The sequence below is a fragment of the Sphingobacterium sp. 18053 genome, assembly GCF_902706145.1.
Lineage (GTDB): Bacteria > Bacteroidota > Bacteroidia > Sphingobacteriales > Sphingobacteriaceae > Sphingobacterium > Sphingobacterium paramultivorum.
This window is the reverse complement of record NZ_CACSJW010000001.1, coordinates 95,538-111,142: the sequence shown is the minus strand read 5'-3', so window position 1 is coordinate 111,142 and position 15,605 is coordinate 95,538. Positions and strand designations below refer to the sequence as shown.

General features: G+C 42.0%; 11 protein-coding genes. 4 read left to right on the top strand and 7 right to left on the bottom strand.

All coding sequences use genetic code 11. From position 1 onward, the window contains the following. The first annotated feature begins 102 nt into the window (after positions 1-102). The 3 genes from trpB to GVK91_RS00540 all read left to right on the top strand — a co-directional run bounded on the left by trpB (position 103) and on the right by GVK91_RS00540 (position 2,954). Positions 103-1,293 carry a tryptophan synthase subunit beta gene (gene trpB / locus GVK91_RS00550; protein ID WP_220801536.1) on the top strand — a complete coding sequence of 397 codons (1,191 nt, stop codon included), beginning with the start codon at positions 103-105 and terminating at the stop codon, positions 1,291-1,293. 94 nt (positions 1,294-1,387) lie between these two features. Continuing rightward, positions 1,388-1,930 carry a murein L,D-transpeptidase family protein gene (locus GVK91_RS00545; RefSeq protein ID WP_153844732.1) on the top strand — a complete coding sequence of 181 codons (543 nt, stop codon included), beginning with the start codon at positions 1,388-1,390 and terminating at the stop codon, positions 1,928-1,930. A 457-nt stretch (positions 1,931-2,387) separates the two neighbouring features. Then, positions 2,388-2,954 carry an AraC family transcriptional regulator gene (locus GVK91_RS00540; RefSeq protein WP_120334066.1) on the top strand — a complete coding sequence of 189 codons (567 nt, stop codon included), beginning with the start codon at positions 2,388-2,390 and terminating at the stop codon, positions 2,952-2,954. Between the two features lie 167 nt (positions 2,955-3,121). On the opposite strand, the gene GVK91_RS00535 is transcribed toward GVK91_RS00540, so the two are convergent. The 7 genes from GVK91_RS00535 to GVK91_RS00505 form a co-directional block, all read right to left on the bottom strand. Then, positions 3,122-5,305 carry a DUF4954 family protein gene (locus GVK91_RS00535; protein WP_159726389.1) on the bottom strand — a complete coding sequence of 728 codons (2,184 nt, stop codon included), beginning with the start codon at positions 5,303-5,305 and terminating at the stop codon, positions 3,122-3,124. An 8-nt stretch (positions 5,306-5,313) separates the two neighbouring features. Beyond that, a complete protein-coding gene (gene glmS, locus GVK91_RS00530; RefSeq protein WP_159726387.1) occupies positions 5,314-7,155 on the bottom strand; it encodes a glutamine--fructose-6-phosphate transaminase (isomerizing) in 1,842 nt (613 codons plus the stop codon). A 150-nt stretch (positions 7,156-7,305) separates the two neighbouring features. Further along, positions 7,306-10,488 carry an efflux RND transporter permease subunit gene (locus tag GVK91_RS00525; RefSeq protein WP_159726385.1) on the bottom strand — a complete coding sequence of 1,061 codons (3,183 nt, stop codon included), beginning with the start codon at positions 10,486-10,488 and terminating at the stop codon, positions 7,306-7,308. A 64-nt stretch (positions 10,489-10,552) separates the two neighbouring features. After that, positions 10,553-11,608, bottom strand: a complete 1,056-nt coding sequence (locus GVK91_RS00520) for an efflux RND transporter periplasmic adaptor subunit (protein ID WP_153844736.1) — start codon at positions 11,606-11,608, stop codon at positions 10,553-10,555. Between the two features lie 14 nt (positions 11,609-11,622). After that, positions 11,623-12,966, bottom strand: a complete 1,344-nt coding sequence (locus tag GVK91_RS00515; RefSeq protein WP_075992904.1) for a TolC family protein — start codon at positions 12,964-12,966, stop codon at positions 11,623-11,625. A 28-nt stretch (positions 12,967-12,994) separates the two neighbouring features. After that, a complete protein-coding gene (locus GVK91_RS00510; protein WP_159726383.1) occupies positions 12,995-13,594 on the bottom strand; it encodes a TetR/AcrR family transcriptional regulator in 600 nt (199 codons plus the stop codon). Positions 13,595-13,763: 169 nt separating this feature from the next. After that, complete coding sequence (locus GVK91_RS00505; RefSeq protein ID WP_075992906.1) at positions 13,764-14,435, bottom strand: NUDIX domain-containing protein; 672 nt, start codon at positions 14,433-14,435, stop codon at positions 13,764-13,766. A 182-nt stretch (positions 14,436-14,617) separates the two neighbouring features. Here GVK91_RS00505 and pfkA point away from each other — a divergent pair, with 182 nt between their 5' ends. Continuing rightward, on the top strand, positions 14,618-15,598 hold the full coding sequence (pfkA, locus tag GVK91_RS00500) for a 6-phosphofructokinase (protein ID WP_088161781.1): 981 nt from the start codon (positions 14,618-14,620) through the stop codon (positions 15,596-15,598). Positions 15,599-15,605 lie beyond the last annotated feature (7 nt).

The following is a 15,605-nucleotide window of genomic DNA, read 5'->3' as shown; positions in this document are numbered from 1 at the left end:
TCTAGAAAAGATGCCTTGTTTTTTTTCCAATACCTGCAAAGATTACTATATTAGGCTTCAATAAATAATATATCCTTTTACAACAAGAAACTTAAGCCTAAAATGAGTCTAGCACAAGCAGCATCTGTCGAAGCAAACGAAAAGATGCTTCAATACAATGGTCAATATGGAGCGTACGGCGGATCCTACATCCCCCCGGTACTGGAAGAACAATTAGATAAACTGGCTGCTTTTTTCGATAGCCATGTCCAAAAAGAAGAATTTCAGAAAGAGTTTATTGCGATCTTAAAACATTATGTCGGTCGCCCCTCACCTTTATATTACGCGAAGAATTTAAGCGAGTATATCGGTTCCAAAATCTATTTAAAGCGGGAAGATCTCAACCATACGGGCTCCCACAAGATAAACAACTGTATCGGTCAAATTCTTCTGGCCAAACAAATGGGAGCAACAGAGATCATTGCCGAAACTGGCGCTGGTCAACATGGTGTTGCAACAGCAACAGCAGCAGCATTGTTAAACATCCCCTGTAAAGTATTTATGGGTGAAATCGACGCTGCGCGCCAGGCCCTAAACGTCAAGCGCATGGAATTGTTGGGCGCCGAAGTTGTAACGACCAACTTAGGTAGCCGTACATTGAAGGATGCCGTCGATGCGGCCTTGATGTATTACGTTGAAAATCCAACATCCTATTATCTACTGGGATCGCACGTTGGCCCACACCCCTATCCAAAAATGGTCGGCTATTTTCAAAGCGTTATCGGTAAGGAAGCACGCCAGCAGATTCTTGATCAGGAAGGGCGCCTTCCAGACAGCATCTTCGCCTGTGTAGGTGGTGGCTCAAATGCTATTGGCTTATTTTCGGGTTTTCTCGATGATCATGAGGTCGAAATTCATGGTGGCGAAGGCGGTGGCACCGGAACTTATCCAAAAACAGCTGCGACACTTTCTTTTGGCAAACCAACCGTATTCCAGGGAACCTTTTCGTACTGCCTTGTCGATGATGAGGGCAATCCGATCCCGTCAACCTCGGTGTCTGCGGGCCTTGACTACCCGGGGATATCGCCGCAACATGCCCAACTAAAAGATAGCAATCGTGCAAACTATCACCCCGTGACAGATGCAGAAGCGATCGATGCCTACAAGTTACTTTCTCGACTGGAAGGTATTATTCCGGCCATTGAATCATCACATGCTGTTGCTCTCGCGGTGAAATTGTTAAAAGACAAAAACAAAGTCGCTATTGTGAATCTCTCGGGACGTGGCGACAAAGATGTTGACCGCGAATTCTAGGCGGCAGCATCAAAATACATGTTTAGACCGAGTGCAGGGCCCTAGGTTAGGCAGTCGGTCTAAACATTTTATCCATTAGCTAACAATCTCCAAGATGAAGCGACCAAGAAATCGTCGAATAGTTTTAAAAACAGTAATCAGCCTCCTCGTCTTGCTTTGCCTGGGTCTGATAGGCTATAATCTTTATCCAGAACCAACGTTGGATCAGCATGCCAAAGTAGACAAGCTTATCGTCTATAAATCAAAAAGAACACTATTGGCCTATAATAAGGGAAAGCTCCTAAAATCTTACCGTATTTCATTGGGCGGCCAACCTGTGGGCTCCAAAGAATTTGAAGGCGATTTAAAAACACCCGAAGGGCTTTACACGATCAACGACAAAAATCAATATAGCAGCTATCACAAAAACCTGGGGGTCTCCTACCCGAATGAACAGGATATCGCCCACGCCAAAAGTTTAGGAAAAGATGCCGGTGGCGACATTAAGATCCACGGACTTCGAAACGGACTAGGCTTTATCGCTAAATTGCAGCGCCACATGGACTGGACTTTCGGTTGTATGGCACTTACAAACGCAGAGATTGACGAACTTTTTTATGCTGTTCCGATAGGCACAGCTATTGAAATAAAACCCTAACTGAAATAAAGACTTAACTGGAATAAAGACTTAACTAAAATAACTCTTGACTGAAACATACCCCTAACGACCTCAAGGCTAAAGCGCCGAATGGCCCGCCCATTACGCCCATTACGCTCATTACGCTCATCCGCTGGCCGCTTAGCCGTTCCCCCCTATTTTACCCTACACCCTGTTTTCAAAATACTACAAGATAAACCCTAAATATTACAACGCCATGTCTAATAAATTATCGATTTTTGAGTTTACATTAGTAACTTGTATTTAAAATAATTCCGATGGAATATCCAATGTGATAAACACAAATACCGATGACCACATCACAGCATGCACGGCATCCAAGATTTAAATATACCTGCATAAAATCAACAGGATATTCCATAGGACCTCTAAAAGACAACATGCGAAGCATTCATGAAACCATAGGATGCAGACACAAATCAGTAATAATTTATATATGAAACTTGCAATAAAGAATATGGTATGCAATAGATGCATTATGGTTGTTGAAAATGAATTGGCTAAGCTCAATCTCCATGTTAAGCATATTTCTTTGGGCCAGGTTGAGATTGAAGAAGAGCTGACCAAAGCGGAGAGCAAGCAACTTGCTTCCAATTTTTCGGCACTTGGTTTTGAACTGATTGACGATAAAAGAACCGTCATCATCGAACAGGTAAAACATGTCGTATTGGATCTTATCCGTAATCAACATAACGATACCACCCTTAATCTTTCCGAAATCATCAGCACGAAAGTGCACCATGATTACAACTACATCTCCAATCTTTTTTCGGATGTTGAAGGCATAACCATCGAAAAATACTTCATCGGCCAGAAAATTGAATATGTCAAAGAATTATTGGTTTACGACGAACTTACCCTGAGTGAAATTGCCTATAAACTCAATTACTCCAGTGTTGCTTATTTAAGCAATCAATTCAAAAAAGTAACCGGATTGACGCCAAGCCACTTTAAGCAAATCAAAGACAATAAACGCAAACCACTTGATAAGATCAACGACTAAGGACCTGCGATGCGCTTCACAGCGCAGGAAGAAATCAAAGTTTGACCGCTTCTGCCTATCGCAGAAAAAGAATTTACAACGCCACTTTTGGGACATTACCAACTGTCAAGACCGCTAATACGTGATTCACAAAAAAAAGAAAAGGCTTCCGAGCGGAAGCCTTTCTTTTAAAATTGCCCTTTCAAATTAGCAACCCTTATCTTAAATATCTCTAATTCTTTTTGTTGTTGATTGATAAAAGAATTTTCCTCCAGTTTTCCTACCACAATATCGCGTTCTTCATCATTGGCATAAACCATGTTTTTGAACTGATTTTTGTAGTCTTTGGCCCGGGATTTATAAATCTGTTCACCAATCCAGATCCGGTGTCCAAGCGCCTGATCCAACAAAGATACAATTTTATCTGTTGATAAAACCATACCTTCCAAATTTAAGACTTCTATTAAAGACAAGAGTGCATGTACACGTTTATCTAAGGGGTATGCTTTACTTTTATCATGATAGAATTCATGAATATCATCCCATGAATCTATTTTTTTTGATTTGACATCATCCAGGAAAGTTTGCAGGGCATTGCTTTCGATCAGCTGTCCACCTATATTTTCCCAGCTTGTACGCGATCTACCCGATAAGGACCCGATAATAATATCCTGCAGTGACAGCCCCTCCTCAAGGGCATCCATCAAGTGCAGTACACCATAGTATTTAATAAACGAGCGATATAAATGATAAGCTTCACCAACCTTCTGAATAACAGTCGGTCTGCGTGAATTTTCGGCTCCTTGCAGCACAATTGTCTGATCTTTTAGGTCCATGTTGTTGGCAAGCAGTGCCCGACCGGCAACAATACGTTCGTGCTTATCCTTCCCCACGGCGGTGTGGAGACTATCTGCCACGGCCAAGGCCAACATATCCATCCCTTCAAACATCTCGTTCACCGTATCCGGTGCCAACATATCGTATTCAAAATATTGATTTTTGAAATGTCGATTGTCCCGCGCCGCATACTTATTGGCATTCCGTACCAAAGCATACATATTGTACATAAACCAATACCCCGGAATCAAGACCAGTTGATCATGTTGTACGTCATTGCTCACTAAGGTAAAAGGCAACTTGATATCCAGTTCATGCAGAAAATCCCCTTTCACAATAAGGCAATACGATGCAAATCTGGAGTTGTGTTTTAGGCTGACGCAGAGCCCAGGCCAAAAACCACGTCCCGCAATAATTTCACCATCCGCAGCTCTGGAGTTGTGATTGGATCCTACGGTTGCTCCGGCAGCCATATTACTTTGGCCCATCACCAATGCCGCACATAAAAACGAGTTGTTATGGTGCTGTTCATGCGCTGGAAAAATCAAGGAATTTAACACTTCACAACAGGAAATTGTCGAGTTGTCACCCAAATAAGAGTTGATCAAACGCGCGCCATATTTCAATTGTGAATAGGACGCCAGGATAAAACGTACAGCTTTAACGCCGTAAAATATACGACAGCCATAGCCAATAATTCCATTAACAAGCTCACAGCCTTCACCGATCTGCGTATACGATTCCTGTGAGGAATTGACGGTTACATTTTTCAGCTTGCTGACCCCTTTGATATAGACATCTGTCCCGATCTTGACATTCTTGATCGTTAACGTATTTTTGATGACGCAACGGTCGCCAATCTGGCTGTAATAGCCCCGTTGACTTCCAAATTTCTGATCAGTCAGTTCTCCAAATCGTTGCTGCAAAGCATGATCATGTCGATTGCGGGTCCAAAGGTATACATCTGCAGCCTGCATACCATCAAAAGGGTAAACCGAACGGGCACCATTTTCGTTGCAGAGCTCCAGCTCGATCCGTTTATCTGACTCTTCACCATCACGGAGAATACCATTCCCGAATTTGGCTGTACTACCAGTCTCCATTTCCTTGATCTGACTCAACAGCACCTCATTACCAACAATAAAGTAGGACAAGTAGCCGACATAGTGGACAGCAACATCGTCGCCAAAGTCTGAACTGATGATCGTCGAATGATACAGGCCAATGGGCAGCTGCAAATTGCGGTAATCCAGGTAACTCGGACTCAAATTGCCGATACGGACCAAACCATAGAATTTACAGTGCTGAACCTGATTCGGATCAAAGATTGCCGATACTTTGACTTTGGACCAGTCGCTGGACCAGTTTCCATTGTTAATCAACTGTTGAACCTCCGTTTCCGTCAGGTCACGGTAGTCATTACGCGGGTTTTGCTGAAAGCGCAGGGTATATTCGTCCTGTCCTGCTGGAATAAACTCATCTGGGATAAATCCATAACCCAGCTGTTCCAAAGGTTTCTTCTTCAATACACTCATCGGCCTCCTTACTCTACAGTTACCGACTTCGCCAGGTTACGTGGTTTGTCCACATCCAAGCCTAGCTCTACACCAATATAATACGATAGTAATTGCAATGGTACAACCGAAATCAATGGAGCAATGATCTCATCTGCCTCCGGAATTTCCATAAAATCATCCGATAGATTTTCAGAAACGGTATCGCCTTTGGTAACCACCGATATAATCTTTCCCTTACGCGCTTTGATCTCCTGAATATTTGAAACAATCTTCTCGTGATAAGTATCTTTTGTAGCGATAAAAACAACCGGCAAGTTCTCATCAACCAATGCGATAGGTCCATGTTTCATTTCTGCTGCAGGATAACCTTCGGCATGGATATAAGAAATTTCCTTGAGTTTAAGCGCGCCTTCCAGGGCAACCGGGAAATTATACCCCCTACCCAAGAAAAGGAAGTCTCGGGCATCTTTGTACTTTTTGGCAATGGCCTTGATTTTATCGACCTGCGTATCCAAAATCCACTCCACCTTTTCAGGCACTTCATTTAATTCCTGCGCAAGTTTTTGATAACGTTCTTCGCTGATCGAGCCTCTCAAAGAAGCAATCTTTAAGGCAATCAGGTTCAATACAGTCAACTGTGCCGTAAATGCCTTTGTACTCGCTACGCCGATTTCAGGTCCAGCATGTGTATAGGCACCTGCATCAGAAAGTCGTGCGATAGAAGATCCAACAACATTGACAACACCCAATATGATAGCGCCTTGTTTTTTCGCATTTTCCAATGCAACCAATGTATCAGCCGTTTCACCACTTTGGGAAATCGCCAAGATAACATCCCCCGGATGAATAACCGGATTACGGTAGCGGAATTCCGACGCATATTCAACTTCTACATTAATACGGCATAATTCCTCAATAACATATTCTGCAATAAGTCCGGCATGCCAGCTCGTACCACAGGCAACAATCACAATGCGATTGGTATTGCTGATCTCATTCGCAAATTTTTCAATGCCACTCAATGTAATCTGATGGGATTGCAGATCCAGACGTCCACGCATGGAGTCAAAGATCGTTTGCGGTTGCTCGAAGATCTCTTTCAACATAAAGTGATCAAAGCCACCTTTTTCAATAGCCGACAACTCCAGATCCAATTTTTGGACATAAGGCGTGATGCGCTCATTACCCAGATTTTTAAGGATCAACTCCTCCGGAGTGATAATGGCCAGTTCGTAGTCATTGATATAAACGACTTCTTTGGTGTATGCTAACATCGGGGAAGCATCTGAACCCAAAAAATGCTCATTTTTACCGATACCAATCACCAAAGGACTTCCTTTACGCGCTGCAATAATACGATCCGGATGACCGGCCTCCAATACAAGGATCACATAGGCCCCTACGACCCGTTTCAAAGCAATACGAATCGCTTCTTCTAAAGAACATTCATTCTGCAATTGGATCTCTTCGATAAAGTTGACCAGAACCTCTGTATCGGTATCACTTTTAAATGTATAACCTTTATTGATTAATTCTGATTTTAAGGAAGCATAGTTTTCAATGATGCCATTATGAATCATCGCAATACGTCCGCTATTGGAATAATGCGGATGTGCATTCCGATCAGAAGGTTCGCCATGGGTAGCCCAACGGGTGTGGCCTATCCCTGTGGTCGACTGTAGATCTTTGTCATACACAAACTCCTCCAAGTTTGCGACTTTACCTGTTTTTTTGTAAACATCGATCTGATCACCTTTATGCAATGCCACTCCAGCACTGTCATAACCACGGTATTCTAACTTTTGTAATCCGTCAATGACGATACCATACGCCTGACGATAACCTGTGTATCCTACAATTCCACACATGTATCTCTCAATTTTAAGTGTATATTTTGTTAATGCGCCGCAATGTAATAAAAAATATCTACGCAATCGATTGATTAACCTAAAATTAACACAAAAAAGGCGGCTAATGAAACATTAGCCGCCTTTTTCTATTGTAAAATGTATTATTTTTTAGTGTTCTGCCACATCTACATGGTCATAATCTTCCTTCATCAAGGCTTCATAATTTGTTTTTTCCTTCTTGCCAAAACGGCGTTGAAGACTATCAAAAATGGAGTACACCACTGGTACAACAACCAGGGTTAAAAATAAAGAAGATAACAAACCTCCGATGATAACAATCGCAAGACCTCTATTCATATCGGCACCGTCTCCAGTAGCGATTGCAATAGGAATCATACCAAATACCATGGCAATTGTCGTCATCAAAATCGGACGAAGACGTGCATGATTGGCTGCCACCAATGCATCGTGCGTGTTATCGCCAGCTTCCTTACGATGGTTGGCAAAATCAACCAGCATGATCGCATTCTTGGCCACTAGACCAATCAACATGATGATACCCAAAATCGTAAAGATATTCAAGGTCTGATTTCCCAAAGCCAAGAATAACAGGGCTCCGATAAACGACAATGGAATCGAGAACAAGACCACAAATGGTGTGATAAAACTATCGTATAAAGCAACCATTACCAAATATACTAGGATAATAGATGCCAATAAGGCAATTCCCAAAGTACCAAAACCTTCGGTTTGGTTTTCCATATTACCACCCCAGATAAAGACGATTCCCGGTTTACGCGGCAATTTTTCAAACTGTGCCTGCCACTCTTGCGCTACGGTACCCATTGGTCTACCGATCGCCTGTCCCTGAATGGATACTGCCGGCGACTTGTCGCGACGTTCCAACAAAGTAGGTCCCGAACCATAAGTTACATTGGCAAACTGCTCTAATGAAATAGACGCACCTTTATCATTGATAAACTTCAGATCACGTACATTGTCGATATTGGCACGACCATTTTCCGCATAGCGGATATTGATATCGTACTCATTATCGCCGGCTCTGTATTTGTTATCCGTATTTCCTGAAAATGCCGTTTGCATCGTCGTACCCACAGTAGAGACATTTAGCCCCAAAGAGGTCATTTTATCACGGTCGATCTTCACATTGATCTCGGGGTTACCCGCTTCAGAGGTCAATTTGACACCCGCTGCTCCAGGGATCTTGCGTAATTGATCTGCCGCCTTCTCCGCAAATTCCTGTGCATCTTCGACAGAAGCACCAATAATGGTCAGCTTTAATGGCGCCTGCTCCGCTCCCATGATACCCACATTGACGGTTTTAATTTTTGCACCGATCAGTTTATTTTCCAGTTCACGCTTTAAGGTCGCTGAATACACCTGTGAGTTGCCCTCAAAATTTTCTTTATCGAGGATCACGTGGATCTCCGATTTGTAACGCGAACCCGTTGTCGAAGCCATACCATCCGAAGACTGCCCCACTGTCGTAATAATTTCTTTGACATCGGGTTTCGATTTAATATAAGCCTCCGCTTTCTGCGTCAATAAGTTGGTCTTCTCCAGGGAAGCATCTTTATCGAGTTCCAACTGGATGAAAAACTCCTTACGGTCGATACTCGGGAAGAAATCCGAACCGATATAACCTTTAGCGATCAGGATAAATGATGCAAAAAGTAAACCGATTGCTAAAAATAAAGTTGCCACCTTGGTTTTCCAGGTTCTTAGGGCCCAAACTAACAATCCTGCAACCCAATGTGTAAAGCTGTTCAAACCGCTTTCAAAACCATGAATAATACGGCCAAAGAAAGAAGTTTTGCTCAAGTGCTCCAATTTACCGAAACGCGAGTATAACCAAGGCACTACCGTAAATGACACCAATAAGGATAATAAAGTCGAGATGATTACAGTCACACAGAATTGTGCCAGGATATTGGCCACCAAGCCCGTAGACATCGCAATCGGTAGGAACACCACCACAATAACTAAGGTGATCGCCGTTACCGTAAATCCAATTTCCGAAGCACCATCAAATGCCGCACGAACCTTGTTTTTACCCATCTCCATGTGGCGGTGAATATTCTCGATAACAACGATCGCATCATCCACGAGGATACCTACCACCAGGGATAAACCTAGTAAAGACATCAAATTCAGGGTATAGCCCATCAAAAGCAAGCCAATAAAGGTAGCAATCAAAGATAAAGGAATCGCCACCATGGTGATCGCCGCATTACGTAAACTCTGCAAGAAGAACAACATGATAAAGCCCACCAATGCAATGGCAATCATTAAGTCGTGGATCACGTTATCGGCCGCATTCAATGTAAATTCTGAAGAGTCATTGGCCACCAGAATTTTAATATTCTGTGCCGCATAATCCTTCTCTACACCACTAATTACTTTTCCACTTTTATCGTGTACAGCAATCGTTTTCTTAACCGCTTCGGACACCGCTACCGCATTTGCATCAGACTGTTTAAAGACCTGCAATAAGATCGTATTCTGACGGTCCAGGCGGGCCACTTTTTCAATCTCTTTGATACCATCCCGTACATCGGCGATATCGCGCAGATAGATCTGCACCCCTGCCGGCGTTGTGATCGGGAGGTTACGCAGCTCCTCGATCGAAGTTACTTTACCCGAAAGACGGATGGTTGTCCGGTTATCGCGGGTACTTACGTTACCTGTCGGGAAATCGAGATTGGATGCAGCTACTATTTGCTGTACCTGAGAAATTGTCAGTCCATAACCTTCAATTTTCTTCGGATCTACAGAGATCTGGATTTCACGCTCCTCGCCACCGATCAGGTCTACTTTTGCAACACCATTGATCCGCGCAAAGACCGGCTGGATTTTATTATCCAAAAGATCATAGAGTTCTTTCTCCGATAAGTTGGAAGTGACGGCCAAACTCATGATGGCCACATCATCCAGGGAAAATTTGGAGAGTGAAGGTGTCTTTACATCATCCGGCAAATCGTTGATTACGGCATTGATTTTCCGTTGAGCATCGGTAAGTAGGAAGTTGACATCCGCGCCGTTGTTGAGGGTAATCATGACAATCGATACCCCTTCCAACGAAGTCGACTCCACCTTTTTGATACTTTCCAGGGATGAAATGGCATCCTCTATTTTTTTGGTCACCGAGCTCTCAACCTCTGCAGGTGAAGCTCCCGGATAGACCGTCTGTACCGTAATGACGTTAATTTCAAATTTAGGGACCAATTCATAGCCCAATCGCGTATAAGAAAACAACCCGCCTAATGTCAGTATTATAAATAATACGATAATTATACTGGGGCGTTTTATCGATATTTCGGTAATTTTCATTCGAATAATTTATTTTTAATAGCCATGCAACCGGGGTTCCATCTGCTACTGATTACAGTATGCTCTATTTAATTATCTCTACAGGGCTTTGGTCAAATAGATTGATCTGACCCGAAACAATCACCTGATCGCCATTTTGCAAACCACCTAAGATCTCGATGTAATCACCAAAGTTTCTACCCGATTTGACATTTGTTTCGATTGCTTTACCGTTTTTCAGCACAAAGATCTTGTTGTCACTCACACTACCCACAAAAGCATTTCGTGGTACGATCAATGTATTGCTGGCAACGCCTTCGCCGAAGATGGCCGTACCATACATACCGGCACGCAATTGGTTCGATGCATTATTTACTTCGATTTCTACTGGGAAATTTAAGCTACCATCCGATTTAGGTGCAATAAAAGTTACTTTACCAGTAAAGCGTTGGTCTGCATACACACTCGCTGTCACATCAACAGATTGACCGATCTTTAAGGTCGCCACATTCTTTTCGTCTACATTGACACGCAATTTCAAGGTAGCAACATTCACAATATCGAAGGCCGCAGCACCGACACTCAGGTAAGTTCCCGGTTCGATTTTACGTGAATTGACGATACCTGATACCGACGTTTTGATGGTTACATCGCCAGCATTCAATTTAGAAGCTCTTAAGTTATTTTTCGCATTCTCAAATTGCAATTTCACCTGGTCTAACTGTTGTTTGGTTACACCTCCCGTAGAAAAAGCACTTTCAAAGCGATTCAGATCAGCCTGCGCGTTGGTATATGCGGCTTGCGCATTCGCCACGTTCACATTCAGTTTATCACCCTCGATGATCGCCAAAGTCTGTCCCGCACTCACATGAGAACCTTCATCAACCAATACTTTCACTACCCGGCCGGCAGTTTCAGCCGAAACAGTTACTTCCTGTTTCGGAGAAAATGTTCCGTTAGCAGTATAGCGTAAATCCATGGAAGATACTTTTGCTGTATCGATACGCACAGCAATAGCCACATTTTTCTTGGCTACTTCTGCTGTTTCGGCTTCGTTTTTCTTTTTATTCTTATTTAACACAAAAAATATTCCTGCTAGACCAGCAGCAATAATAAGTAGGGTAATAATTCCGCGTTTCATATTGTATTAGTCAATTATTCGTTAATGAGTGATTTAAGTTTTCCATTTGCTTTGATCAGCTGAACTTCAGCAATTTTATAATCCAGCAAGGAAGTGTTTAAATTATTTTGTGCATCTGCATAAGCGTTTTCTGCATCCAAAAGATCAGTCAATGTCGCTAGACCATTTTTATAGTTGTTGTTTGTATCTTCCAATACCGATTTCGCCAAATCCACATTTTTGCGATTCGACTCGATCGTCAACAAGGAGTTTTTGATCTGAACCTTTGAATTCTCTGCTGCCATACTTAAGGCCAGTTTCGTATCAGCAATATCCACCTGTAACTTATCAATATCAATTTGCGCCTGACGAACTTTCGATCGTGTCAGGAATCCGTTGAAAATAGGAACGGTCAGATTAAGTCCGATACCCGAAAAGCCGGACCAATTTACACCTTCAGCTTTAGAAAATATTGGGAAAACAGGTCCCAAACCCTGTCTTCCATAGTTGGCAGTCAACGACAGCGTCGGATAATATTTGGAGATCTCTGCTTTTTTATTTAATTCAAGCAATTCATTTTGTTTTGCCAACACCTGAATCTCCGTCCTGTCAGAAACGTCTAGCGGATTATATACAGCATCTAAGGCAACGGTCTCAAAGGTGGAGCTCGGCATGGAAATCTGCTCCGACATGGACATGCCAATCACAAATTTCAACGCATTTTCCTTTAGCTCAACGGCATTTATCAGCTGTTGTCTAGAGGCTTTTAAATTCGTCACGGCAACGTTTGTACGGTCCAAATCAATCTTCTTCGCTAACCCATTTTTAAACAACCCCTCGATAACATCCCTTGTTTTTGTTGTGCTCTCCAAGTTGTTATCTACAGTTTTCAATTGCAATTTGGACTGATAAACATCATAATAACTATTTGCCACTTTCTCAATAAGCTGCTCATCTGTTAAAGTCTTGTTGACTACATAAAATTCACGTGTAGTTTTAGCAGCCTTCAATCCAGTAAATACCGTTTGATTAAACAGCTGTTGGTTTAAACTTATTGAATTTGTGGATTGCCATTTTTGTCCAAAAGCTGCCATAACGGTTGTCCCTGGCTGACCAACAAGCTCTCCTGGTAAAGCAACTTTTTGGATCATTGGATTGTAGGTAATTCCACCATTAAAATTCACTTGTGGCAATGCGCCTGATTTAACTTCCGCGATTTTATGTTCGGCATTTATGACATCGAGCCCTGCCTTTTTCGCATCAGCTTTGTTCTGCAAAGCAAATTTAATGGCATCACTTAAGCTCAATTGTTGCTGTGCATGACTCTGGAAAACCATCGTACCTAATAAAAGGCTGGCTAGTATTCTGATTGTTTTCATTCCTAATTTATTTGTCCTAATTTTATATCTACTTTTTATTTATACCATTAAAGAACAGCTTGGTAGCCAGCTTTTGTTTCTCCAACACTTCATCAAAACGATCCTGATTTGGAATCCCCGAAATGATATCCGAGATATTGCACATCAAGGATAAGCTCTTCATCAATTCCACATAGATTTCGGCCGTTTCATAAAGATGCTCTTCATTCAGTTCTCCTTTTTGAGCGCCCACTTGAAGAATTTCATACAGCGCCTGTACATCACGATTGTGGAGACACTGAAAAAAATCCTGCATGGAAAGTCCCTTGATCCATTCCAGATTTTCGTTCATGTGCAGCATATAGTATTTCCGGACAAATGCATCGCGCAGTTCCAGTATTTTCATGATCAGCTCGTAGGTAGTGCCCACATGCACAGCCACCATCTTCTCCTCCTCTTCCCTATATTCATCCGTCAAACGCACAATCACATCCCGTATAAGTGCATTCTTTTCCGAATAATAGTAGTACAAATTCGCTTTGGTAATTTTTATATCCTCCGCAATTTCATTCATCGTAGTCTTACTAAAACCGTAATGCATAAAACGTCTTATCGCCGCATGAATGATTTGATCTTTTCTATCTTCCATTCTTCAAAAAACTCCTTTCTACTTTCTGACTTTTATCAGAAATTGTTCAAAAATATAAAAAGTAACATGTTGGGCAAAATAAATTTTGAAATTGTAATAATTTTGATATTAACCTGACAACAAAAAAGGCAAACTCTCGAGTTTGCCTTTTATTATACGAACAGATCTGTTAGAATGCGACCGTGTTCTGAAAATGTTTTAAAAATTTTCGTTTATCCAGTTTATAGAGCCGTGCTGCACGATAGGCAACTCCAGTCTGCACTTCGTCGAGTTCTTTTAGAAAGCCATAATTTTGCATTTTCTTTCTAAAATTGCGTTTATCGAGTGGTTTATTCAAGATTCCCTCATACACCAGCTGTAACTGGGTGAGGGTAAATTTTTCGGGCAGCAGCTCAAAAGCAATCGGCTTATAAGCAAGGCGCCGCTGCAATCGCTCCAGACAGAGGTCCAAAATCTGCTTATGGTCAAATGCCAGTTCAGGTACATTCCGAACGGGAAACCACTTCGCCTGTTTCATATAATTTGTAACAGGTTTGGTTTTCAATTTGGTATTATCCAGCTGCACGAGGGCGTAATAGGCCACCGTCAGAATCCGCCCCTTTGGATGCCGTTTTAATCCGGCAAAGGAATGCAGTTGATCCATAAATACATCTTTCAAACCTGTATTCTCATACAAAATTCGTTTTACGGCATCTTCCATCTCTTCGTCATTATCCACGAAAAAACCTGGCAATGCCCACCAATCCTTAAAAGGATATTCATTTCTTTCGGCCAAAAGAACTTTTAATTCTCCTTCGTGAAAGCCTAATATGACACAGTCAACGGTAAAATTACTATACAAAACTTCTAAATTTATTTATGTGCAATATACTGAGCTAAATTTAGCGGTTACTAATCATCGGGTTATCTGTAACAATTATACGCTTCCTAAACGTGATGCGCAAAAAAATATTGAAAAATTTATTCAAAGTGTAGAATATACACTATAAAAATCTTATATTCGTAAAACCTAAAATATAGCGTGTGATAAAAGAAATTAAAAAAATAGGTGTATTGACGTCGGGAGGTGATGCTCCTGGGATGAATGCCTGTATTCGTGCTGTTGTTCGAACAGCATTACATAAGGGATTGCAAGTAACGGGTATTTATCAAGGATACCAAGGTCTGATCGACGCAAATTTCATAGAAATGGATACGCGTTCGGTCAGCAATATTATACAACGTGGTGGTACAATATTAAAAACAGCGCGTTGCATGGAGTTTAAGACGCCGGAAGGCCGTCGAAAAGGATATGACAATCTGATCGCTGCCGGTGTGGATGCATTGGTGGTCATTGGTGGTGACGGTACCTTTACAGGGGCTAATTTTTTCTCCAAAGAATTTGAGATACCTATTATAGGTATACCCGGCACGATAGATAACGATCTTTATGGTTCTGATTATACCATTGGTTACGATACGGCCAACAATACTGTAATTGAAGCTATTGATAAAATCAGAGATACTGCGGCGTCACATGAACGTCTTTTCTTTGTTGAAGTAATGGGCCGGGATTCAGGTTGTATTGCTTTGAATGCAGGCATTGCTGGCGGAGCCGAAGCAATCTTACTTCCAGAGAAAGAAACCGCCATTGACGATTTAATCCGTCATTTAGAAGACGGTGCCATTAAGAAGAAATCGTCGTCTATTGTTATTGTCGCAGAGGGCGACCAAAACGGCGGTGCTTATTATGTCGCAAAAAAAGTAAAAGAAAAGTTTGATCATTACGACACGAAAGTTAGTATATTAGGGCATTTGCAACGCGGTGGTTCTCCAACGAGTTTCGACCGCGTGCTTGCGAGTAGATTGGGCTTTGCTGCTGTCAATGAATTATTGGCCGGAAACACACGAGTTACTGTTGGGCTTCGTGGTAATGAAATCAAGACAACTCCAATTGAAGAAGCAATCAGCAATAAGGAAATTAAACTTAGCCCTGATTTATTGGAGATGGCTGAGATTTTATAATCATAAT

Coding starts and splice junctions, on each gene's coding strand:
- trpB (WP_220801536.1), top strand. CDS start 103: ATGAGTCTAGCACAAGCAGCATCTGTCGAAGCAAACGAAAAGATGCTT.
- GVK91_RS00545 (WP_153844732.1), top strand. CDS start 1,388: ATGAAGCGACCAAGAAATCGTCGAATAGTTTTAAAAACAGTAATCAGC.
- GVK91_RS00540 (WP_120334066.1), top strand. CDS start 2,388: ATGAAACTTGCAATAAAGAATATGGTATGCAATAGATGCATTATGGTT.
- GVK91_RS00535 (WP_159726389.1), bottom strand. CDS start 5,305: ATGAGTGTATTGAAGAAGAAACCTTTGGAACAGCTGGGTTATGGATTT.
- glmS (WP_159726387.1), bottom strand. CDS start 7,155: ATGTGTGGAATTGTAGGATACACAGGTTATCGTCAGGCGTATGGTATC.
- GVK91_RS00525 (WP_159726385.1), bottom strand. CDS start 10,488: ATGAAAATTACCGAAATATCGATAAAACGCCCCAGTATAATTATCGTA.
- GVK91_RS00520 (WP_153844736.1), bottom strand. CDS start 11,608: ATGAAACGCGGAATTATTACCCTACTTATTATTGCTGCTGGTCTAGCA.
- GVK91_RS00515 (WP_075992904.1), bottom strand. CDS start 12,966: ATGAAAACAATCAGAATACTAGCCAGCCTTTTATTAGGTACGATGGTT.
- GVK91_RS00510 (WP_159726383.1), bottom strand. CDS start 13,594: ATGGAAGATAGAAAAGATCAAATCATTCATGCGGCGATAAGACGTTTT.